Origin of the sequence: Bifidobacterium pullorum subsp. saeculare, assembly GCF_016899725.1 — a bacterium.
GTDB classification, from domain to species: Bacteria; Actinomycetota; Actinomycetes; order Actinomycetales; family Bifidobacteriaceae; genus Bifidobacterium; species Bifidobacterium pullorum_C.
In genome coordinates, this window is record NZ_JACLYU010000214.1 from 1 (window position 1) to 453 (window position 453).

The following is a 453-nucleotide window of genomic DNA, read 5'->3' on the forward strand; positions in this document are numbered from 1 at the left end:
GCGGCACGGTTCCCGGCATGGCCGATGCCTCTGCTGACTACACCGAACAGGAGGAGATCAGCCATGAGGAATAAGAGAATGTTCAAGACCTTTTCCGTCCTCTGCGCCGCCCTGGTGCTGATGGGCGGTTTTTCTGTCACCGCTTTTGCCCAGGGAACGGATCAGCCCCCGGCGGAGGACGCTACCAATGACGGCAATGTGGTGGTGGAGGAAACCGAGGACAGTCCGGCCCTGACCCCGGAGGGCAACGCCGCCCTGGTGGATGATTTCGGCGGCAACAAGCAGCTCATCACCGTCACCACCAAGGCGGGCAACTACTTCTACATCCTCATTGACCGGGCCAACGAGGATAAGGAAACTGCCGTCCACTTCTTAAACCAGGTGGACGAGGCCGACCTGATGGCGCTGATGGAGGACGAACAGACCACCCAAGAACAGCCCGCCACCTGTACC

Annotated in this window: 1 protein-coding gene; it reads left to right on the forward strand. The window is 60.3% G+C overall.

The annotated features are described in order from the left end of the window. Positions 1–78: 78 nt before the first annotated feature. The coding region (locus H7U32_RS10235; RefSeq protein WP_239457680.1) for a DUF4366 domain-containing protein at positions 79–453 on the forward strand (375 nt) is incomplete at its 3' end.